Source organism: Bartonella sp. AA89HNZF, from assembly GCF_042196905.1.
GTDB lineage: Bacteria > Pseudomonadota > Alphaproteobacteria > Rhizobiales > Rhizobiaceae > Bartonella.
This window is the reverse complement of sequence record NZ_JBHIRD010000039.1, coordinates 1-6,212: the sequence shown is the minus strand read 5'-3', so window position 1 is coordinate 6,212 and position 6,212 is coordinate 1. Positions and strand designations below refer to the sequence as shown.

The 6,212-nt window shown below is 38.1% G+C and carries 2 protein-coding genes; both read left to right on the top strand.

What is annotated here, in order from left to right:
- On the top strand, positions 1 to 2,747 hold a 2,747-nt coding region (locus ACFIN0_RS09270), incomplete at its 5' end, for an autotransporter outer membrane beta-barrel domain-containing protein (RefSeq protein ID WP_375702394.1).
- A gap of 640 nt (positions 2,748 to 3,387) precedes the next feature.
- Positions 3,388 to 6,212, top strand: a 2,825-nt coding sequence (locus ACFIN0_RS09265) for an autotransporter outer membrane beta-barrel domain-containing protein (protein WP_375702393.1), incomplete at its 3' end; no start/stop codon positions are given.

Genomic DNA, 6,212 nt, shown 5'->3' with positions numbered 1-6,212 from the left:
GCGGTGGGCATATTAAAGTCACAGATGTTGCTCTAACAACAATAAATGGTAACTATGGCGCAGCTACCACCGATCCTGATAGCTTGATCGAATTGTATGGAAATACAGCGATTCGCAATACTTTCATCGGACTTAATGCAGAAAATAGTGGTGCAATCACAATGGCGGGAGGAACTGTAACCGCTGCAAACATGGCATTGCTTGCAAAAAGCGGTGGGCATATTAAAGTCACAGATGTTGCTCTAACAACAATAAATGGTAACTATGGCGCAGCTACCACCGATCCTGATAGCTTGATCGAATTGTATGGAAATACAGCGATTCGCAATACTTTCATCGGACTTAATGCAGAAAATAGTGGTGCAATCACAATGGCGGGAGGAACTGTAACCGCTGCAAACATGGCATTGCTTGCAAAAAGCGGTGGGCATATTAAAGTCACAGATGTTGCTCTAACAACAATAAATGGTAACTATGGCGCAGCTACCACCGATCCTAACAGCTTGATTGAATTGTATGGGAAGACAACTATTGATAATGCTGTAACCGGACTTGATGCAGAAAATAGTGGTACAATCATAATGACTGGGGGAACAGTAACTGCGAAAACCATGGCATTGTTCGCAATGAATGGTGGACATATTAAGGTCACAGACGTTGCTCTGACAACGATGGATGGCAATGGATACGGTGCAGCTACCAGCAATCCTAACAGCTTAATTGAATTGTATGGAAATACAGCGATTAGCAATACTTTCATCGGGCTTTATGCAGAAAACGGTGGCACGATTAAAATGAATGGAGGGACCGTAGCAGCAAAAGGATCAGCATTTGTTGTAAAAAATAGCGGATATATTGATGTAACAAATGTTTCTGCAACAGCAGAAAACAGTGGCATAACATTTGATAAATCCGAGGATGATAACACCTTAGAAATCAACTTGACAAATACAAAGCTTCACACTGAAAATAGTATTGGAATTAATGCAGACCAATCAATCGGTATAGCCAATCTCAAAAATTCAGAAATCAGTGCCGATATTTTATTATCAGCAAAAGCCTCAACTAAAGAAAATAACTTTGCTTTTACACTAAATGCTAATCACTCGGTATTAAACGGAAGAGCAAAAATTGCAGAAAACAGAACTGTACGCTTTGATTTGACAAACAAGGCAACATGGATATTGAAAACCAGTACAAAAGAAACCGATGATGATGGAAAACTGCTTGCTATTGCTCAAAGGTCACGTTCTGATATTTCTGTGCTCAATCTCAATGATAGTTCTATTGTTTTCAATGGGCTGGTAGAAGATCATTATCATACATTGCATGTAGGATCTGGAATACCAACCACTCTAGCAGTCTATAATGCCTCTGGTAAGGCAGAAATTCATTTCAACGCTATATGGAGTGATGGTGTTGCAATAGATGCACAAAAAACCGATAGGCTTCTCATTCACGGTGATGTAGCAGGCACCACAACAGTTTATGTCAAAAGTGTTTCAGAGGATAAGGAGAGTGTAGAAAATGCTTCTCCTCCTTCAAATATAGGTGGACTTTCACTTATTCAAGTTTCTGGAGAAGCAAAAGAAGACTCCTTTAAATTGAAAAATAGCTATACCACCATAGGAGGAACTCCTTATAAATATACGCTGACTGCCTATGGACCAGTATCAAGTTATGGCAAAGCCAATGCTAACCAAAACTTATTCGATGAAAAGGATAAAGATTTCTGGGACTTCCGCTTGCAGCCTGAATTTCTTGACCCCGATTCAAAAGTAAGAGCAGTTGTACCACAAATGGCAAGTTATTTGGTTATGCCAAATGCTCTCTTTTATACTGGATTAGCCGATATGGCCAAGCAAAATGCACTTTTAGCCAATATGAGAACAACAGTCTTGGGAGAGCAGAAAAATCTTAAAAACAGTTTCTTCCTCTCTACCTATGGAGGTAAAGGAACCTTATCCTCGAAACGCGGTCCCCTTAAATATGGCTATGGTGCTGATATTCGCTATGCTGCTCTCCAAGCCGGTGTCACATTAGCGACATTAGAAGGACAAAATACCACGACACATTTCGGTCTTATAGGCACCTATGGGCGGCTGTCTTTCACTCCAAAAGAGATGCAGGATGCAAGTAAAAGCACTTTAGATAAATGGTCACTAACAGCTTATGGCAGCGTACAGCATGACAGTGGTTTCTATATGGATACACTTTTATCCTATGGAATAATAAAGAGCGATATCACCAATGCTATCATTGGTAAAACCGCGAAATTGAACAATGTAAAAATGTTGAGTATTTCCACCACCGTTGGCAAACAATTTTCTACCGGAATGGAAGGAGTAATCTTCGAGCCCCAAATACAACTTGCTTATCAACATTTGATGTTTGATACCATTGAAGATGCTGATAATTTTACCGTTGATATGAAAAATCCTTCTCAATGGTTGGTGCGAATTGGTGGACGTTTAACCAAAACCATTATGACCACTGAAAATGGTCCTGCCATTTCCTTCTATGGAAAAGCAAACTTGATCAAAGCTTTTGGTGATAATGGAAAAGTACAAATTAGCAAGAATTTTGACCTTGATTCCATGGGAACAGCAATTGAGGGCGGCATTGGCATCAATGCGCAATTGTCTCACAATTTCTCTCTTTACGCTGATGTAAGCTATCGACAAAAGCTTCAGAAAACTGGTATAAGTGGTGCAAGCTTTTCAGGTGGCATACGCTATCAATTTTAAATCAAGGCTGTAAAAATAGCCTATTCATTCTATTCAATTTAACAAAAAGGGCAGCCACAATATGCTGCCCTTTTTGTACATTAAAGTCATCCTTTTTCCTTTTAAAGCACCCTTCCCTCTTTATACTTAGTTCTTTACGAAAATCTCCAAGACAAGACACAACAAACGCAACAGAGCACTTCCATCCCCAGTGGATGAAGAGTACTTCCTACTTTGAGAAAAAGAGAAGTCTATTAGAAATAAATAATACCACTATGTTGAAAGATGAAAAATCACTTTAAGCCCAAGTAAGTTAGCTTTTTTACTAGCTTCTTCTACATCCTTTTTTGTTCCCTCATAACCCCAATTTGCGTCATCTACCATCAGGTAAAAGATATCATGGTACCACTATATCAGTATCTCACAATATTTCTCTGAATAATAATATTCAAAATTATAATTCTTTAAATAAAATCAATTATAAATACATTTTGTATTAGACATAATTAATATCAATTATTTTTTAATTTTGACAAAAAACCAAAAATGTCTTACCAAATAAAGACAATTACTGAAATTAATAACAATTATCCATTTTCACTTCTTCTTATGAAGTTCGCGGGGAAATGAATATTTGGGGGCTATCATAAGGAGAATGCTAGTGTATAAAACATCCCTTTTATCATGCACGGCTGCAGCCGCTATTATCCTGTTCAATATTCAGTTCAGTGCACATGCTGAAACCCTCGTAGTTTCTGGGGTAAAACAACAAGAAGTATCCGATAAAACCTACGAAACTATTCATGCAAAAGACGGTGGCAAAATCATTGGCAAGGATTTAAAAATAATCGTTTCTGAATTTGAAAAAACTGGTGTAACCTCTGAAGGTGATGGTAGCGAAATTACGTTAAAAGGGGAAACAACCATTGAAAAAGCCGTAAATGGGCTTTGGGCAAAAAATAAAGGCAAAATCGTTAGCGAAAATTTAACAATAGAAGGAAATAGTACAGGTATTGGTGTAACAACTCAAGGTCTTGGTAGTGAGATTGAATTAATGGGTGAAACCACCATTGAAAACTTTCAAAACGGGATTCGAGCAGAAAGTGGAGGCAAAATCACTGGGAAAGATTTAACGATCATCCTTCCTGGAGCTGGAGAAAAAAACATTGGTGTATTGGTCGATGCGCTTGATAGCGTGGTTAAATTAACAGGACAAACAATCATTAAAGATGTTGTTAGCAAGGGTCTTGTGGTGAATAAGGGCAAAATCGTTAGCGAAAATTTAACAATAACAGGTTCTCAGAACGAAAAAAATAGCAATAGCTCTGGTGTAATGTCCTTCACACTTGATAGTACGATTGAATTAAAAGGCTCAACAACCATTGAAAAAGTAACAAACGGTCTTACGGCAACACTTGGGGGCAAAATTGTTAGCAACAATCTAACAATAACCGGCTCTGAAACTGAAAACAGTACTGGTGCAATAGCCTACTACAACAGTATGATTACATTAAACGGTACAACAACCATTGAAAAAGTTGCAAACGGTCTTGATGTACGAGATGGAGCGACTATCAAGATGATTGATGGTTCCATTGCTGCATCTCATATAGGTGCTATTTTCGAACAGAGTATTAACGAAAGCACGTTAGAAGATGTTACAATATCAAGCGGCAAAAATGACATCCTTATGGATAAGGGAATAAGAGCTTACTACAGCACAGTAACTTTGAATAATGTAACCGTAACTCAAGCACTAACAGGCATATCTGCAAATGGTTTCTCCATAGTAAAAATCTCCAAAGGAACATTCAATGGAAAAACTGATGGAGTATATGCTCAAAACTATAGCAGAATTACTTTAAACGGCACTGAAGTCATTTCATCTTATGGTTATGGTCTTCATGCTGATGGACAAAAATCCAATGCACAAAACGCCACTATCATAATGACGGGAGGAAAGGTAAATGGGAAAGACGCTGCATTATTTGCAGAAAAAGGCGGAAAGATTGATGCCACGAATGTTGCTCTAACAACAGAGGGAACAGGAAGCGGTGCATTTGTAATTGGCGATAACAGCACAATTCAATTGCATGGCGATACAATAATTAACAATACTTTGAGCGGACTCGATGCCGGTAATGGTGGTAAAATCATTAGCGAAAACTTATCGATAATCGGTGGTGAAGCACTTGAAGGCCCTGACAACGAACGCACTGGTATATGGACATCGGACTCTGGTAGTGAAGTTAGGTTAATAGGCAAAACAACCATTCAAAATGTTGATGAAGGGTTTTATGCAGACGGTGGAAGTAAAATCATTAGCGGAGATTTAACAATAACTGGTGGTGAAAGTAAAACAATGACCGTTGGTGTAAACGTTGCAGAAACTGATAGTTTAATTAAGTTAAATGGTAAAACAATCATTCAAAATTTTGATGTTGGTCTTTTTGCAGGAAATAATAGCACGATTAAGATGACGAATGGTTATATTGGAACAGCAGAGAATACAATCAAAAATAAAATAGAAGCAAAAAAAGTTGCACTATGGGCGGCATTTAACGGACATATTGATGTCGTGAATACTTCTATGATAGCAGGAGTTGCTGGTTTGCAATTTATAGCTCTCTCTAATCCTGATCTAGATTATCCAGATGTTCCACAAAAACATAAAAACAGTGAAATCAATTTGACAAATGCAGATGTTCACGCTGAAAATGGTACTGGAATTTTTGTTGGAGCTTTTACTAACACAAATATGGAAGATATTCCAACTTTATCAATCGGTACAGTCAGTCTCAAAAATTCAGAAATCCATGCCGACGTATTATTAAGAGATGGTCTTTTCGAAGATCCAAAATCTTGGAAAAACGACAATTATTGGAACAATAAAGAGGTTAAAGCGATCTCCAATGGCTCCTTCACCTTAAGTGCTGATCAGTCTACTCTAGAAGGCAGAGCGAATATTGCTAAAGACAGAAATGTACGTTTTGATCTGAAAAACAATACGAAATGGACGTTGAAAATCAGCAAAAACGAAAAAGATGCTGATGGCAATCTGCTTGATATCGCTCAAAGATCTCGTTCTGATATTTCCACGCTTAATCTCGATAACAGCTCCATTGTTTTTGAGAAACCAACAGAAGATCACTACCAAACATTGCATATAGGTTCTGGTAAACCAGACACGCAAGAAGTCTACAACGCAACGGGAGACGCAAAGATTTACTTCAACATTGCTTGGAGTGATGGCGTAGTAAGTGCCGATCAAAAAACCGATAGGCTTCTCATTCACGGTGATGTCTCAGGCTCCACAACAGTTTATATCAAAAGCGATTCAGGAGATGAAAGTAGTGTAGTCAATGCTGCTGATCCTTCCAATATAGGTGGCCTCTCGCTCATTCAAGTATCTGGAAAAGCACAAGAAGACTCTTTCAAACTCGTAAATGGCTATACCACAAGAAATCGTTTGCCTTATAAATATAC